General features: G+C 63.9%; 4 protein-coding genes. 1 reads left to right on the forward strand and 3 read right to left on the reverse strand.

The genetic code is table 11. The features are described 5' to 3' along the window. Nucleotides 1-203: 203 nt before the first annotated feature. A complete protein-coding gene (locus tag G4D86_RS51520) occupies nucleotides 204-524 on the reverse strand; it encodes a hypothetical protein (RefSeq protein ID WP_164003069.1) in 321 nt (106 codons plus the stop codon). A gap of 290 nt (nucleotides 525-814) precedes the next feature. On the opposite strand from G4D86_RS51520, the gene G4D86_RS51525 reads away from it, so the two are divergent. Next, nucleotides 815-1114 (forward strand): hypothetical protein, encoded by a 300-nt coding sequence (locus tag G4D86_RS51525; RefSeq protein ID WP_164003070.1) that lies wholly within the window; start codon nucleotides 815-817, stop codon nucleotides 1112-1114. Nucleotides 1115-1421: 307 nt separating this feature from the next. Here the strand turns inward: G4D86_RS51525 and G4D86_RS51530 are convergent, their stop codons facing one another. Then, on the reverse strand, nucleotides 1422-1718 hold the full coding sequence (locus tag G4D86_RS51530) for a hypothetical protein (RefSeq protein WP_164003071.1): 297 nt from the start codon (nucleotides 1716-1718) through the stop codon (nucleotides 1422-1424). 77 nt (nucleotides 1719-1795) lie between these two features. Beyond that, nucleotides 1796-2341, reverse strand: coding sequence for a hypothetical protein (locus G4D86_RS51535; protein WP_164003072.1), 546 nt, complete (start codon nucleotides 2339-2341; stop codon nucleotides 1796-1798). Nucleotides 2342-2710 lie beyond the last annotated feature (369 nt).

Below are 2710 nucleotides of genomic sequence, written 5' to 3' on the forward strand. Positions count from 1 at the left end.
GACGTGCAGGCCTCCTTGGGGGGCCTCCTTCTCCGTCCAGGCCATGTCGCAATGCCCTCCTGGCCCTCCACCTACCCCGGCCCTCGCACGCAACAGGGCTCCCATGCCGCCTATGCTCTGTCCGCTCGGTGACATCGAACACCCTGAGTGATTGCCCCTTGAAAGGACGGCCCGCTTCGATGCGCTGAAGCGGGCCGATTGCCCTACCAGCCGATCGTCCACCGCGAGGACGAGGACGGGGCGACACCGAAGACCGGGAGCTGCGCCTCCGTCACCGTTGAGCGGGTCCCCGTCACGCCGCAGCAGGCGGTGTACGCGCGCTCGGCCAGGGCCAGCTCATCGGGCGTCGTCCAAGTCAGCGCATGCTCCGCATCCGCCACCAGCTCCGGCGGCGGCGTGTACGTGGGAGTGGCCAGCTTCGGCGGGACGAAGGGTGGCCATTTCCAGTGGCCGGGCATAGGCTTGTCGTCCGGCGCTTGGCGCGCCACCGTGTTGAACTCAATCTTGCTCCCAGGCGGAATCACCTTTCAGGTCGAGGTCGCCGTTGACGCGGATGGTTCTGATGGAAGGCCATGGCCGGCGTCGCACCGTGCTGGATGGGGACCACGCGACCGATAACGGGCTGCTGCCGCAGGGCGTTGCCCATGGGGTTCTGCGGGAACAGCGCGAGGACTGCGCGCCCTGGAGAAGTGGCGGCAGAAGTCGGTGCGCAGTACGGACGCGAGTCAGGCACGGGGTCGTCAATGCCTCACGTTGCAAGTGGGAGCACATCGCAGCCTATCATCACGACGCAAGACTCATCATGGAGTCGCACATGAGAACGGCAATCGTTGCAAAACTGATGGCGGTTGGGCTGCTGACTAGCTGCGGCGGTTTCGAGTCGACCATGGACGAAGAAGACGCCTTGGGAACACGGGAGGACGCTGTCGAGTCATGCAGTGGCACGGCGTACGATCGGACCTTCTATGCAGAACCGGCGATGGTCACCATTGTCGGCAGCTGGAGTTGCCGTTGCCGCGGCAATTATTACGACGTGCCCATCGAGAGGATGGGTAGGATGAGCACCTACTTTCGAGACATCAACGTGCAGGTGTGTGAGGGAGTTGTCCCCTGAGCACATTGGATAACGCTGCGCGAGACGAAGAGCGCGCGGCAGCACGAAACTCCGAGGTTGAGGGAACGCCCCTCGGGAGAAGGGGTGGGGGGCACCAGTTGCGAATGCGCAATTGCCATACACGCAGGGTCGATAAAGCCTCACCTCGCCATCAGCGCATGTGGCCGTGCATTTGTGTCGCTATAACGAAGTCCTTGCAAATAATATTCCCCTACGCCCAGTGCTGAGTTGCGTCGTCGTCACAGGGAATCGCGAAACGGAGAGAACGATGAGAGTACTTGGTTTCAAGGCCGTGGCTACTGCTGCTTTACTCGCAGCGACGACATTCGCCTGTCAGGGGAGCGCGGATCTGCAGGAGCCTTCCGAAGCCTCTGTACAGGACCGTGAAGGTAGCGGCCTTCACATCACTGCGGATACCGTGAAGGCACTTGCTGAGGGCGTGCATCTCCGCCTGGACGGACAGGCGCAGGAAGACGTGATTACGTTTGATCCCTCGCGCGGCCAGATCGACTTCAGTCGTATTTCGCTCGTCGCGGGTGATCAGCAAGCTGCAATGGACCGCTGGCTGCAGGAGGCTGCACAGCAGCGGGGCATTGATGCCCAAGAGCTTGGGAAGAGCGTCTTGTCCGTGAGGCTAACTCCGAGCGCGGCTTCGCTTGAGTCCTGGGTGAGGCCTGGTCCTCAGCAGCAGGGGCGTTGTACGGACTGCTGTACAGAGGGGATGTGTTGCACATGGGCATACGACTGCTGGTGGGACCCAGTCATGCAGAAGGTCTTCTGCTCCTGCAGTGTTTGGGAGTGCTGCGGGGCAAGCTGATTGACGCGCCCAAAATCCGTCAGCGTTAGGCGACGCCGAGGATTCAGGGAAGTACTCCTTGTCCACGGTGTCTTCGTCTGGCGACGGAAGCGCGAGCATCTGTCGTGCGTTCCGTCGCCGGTAGTGGCGTACACGTAGCAGCCGTACATCACCGCGAACGCGGCGAATCCGGCGGCACCACCATGCTGGCCGCCTGCTGGAGCCGCCGCGCCACGTTGTGCTCGCTCATGAGGGGTGCGCGTGTCGCTGGCAATTTGGTGGAGCTTGGGGCGGGCCTCTACCCTCCACTCCTCCATGTCCCCCAGCCGCAACTTCACCGTGTCCAGCGCCCGGTCGTGCTCGCCCACCTTGCGCAAGTCGGCCTTGATTTCGCGCACGTCCGACGCCATGGCCTCGATGCGCTGAACCAACAGCGGCACCTGGTCGGAGGCGTTCTCGGCTGAAGAGGCCTCGGTGGTCCTCTCGAGGACTGGCAGACCGCTCCCATCCAGTGGAACACGCGCGAGGCGAGCCTCACGGTCCAGGGCTGCGCGCTTCCCTCGGCCGTCCTCGACAAGCTCCTCGGGGATGGAGACATCAGCGACGCGGACAAGGCTCGCATCCGGGAGATGCGCACCGCTGGCATCGTCACCCTGAGGGACATGGCCGGCTCCCCGCAGCGGCGGCCTCGGGCGAGGAGGAGGCACCCTCTGCTGGGGCGGCAACTGTGGGCAGCTGCGGGAGGCGTCAGCGCGCTCCGAGGCTGGACTGGGCCGGGTTGCTCCGCAGGACGTTCGCAG

This window comes from Pyxidicoccus caerfyrddinensis, from assembly GCF_010894405.1.
Taxonomy (GTDB): domain Bacteria; phylum Myxococcota; class Myxococcia; order Myxococcales; family Myxococcaceae; genus Myxococcus; species Myxococcus caerfyrddinensis.

What these genes read in the sequence shown, in the direction of transcription:
- G4D86_RS51525 (WP_164003070.1), top strand. Translation starts at nt 815, where the DNA reads ATGAGAACGGCAATCGTTGCAAAACTGATGGCGGTTGGGCTGCTGACT.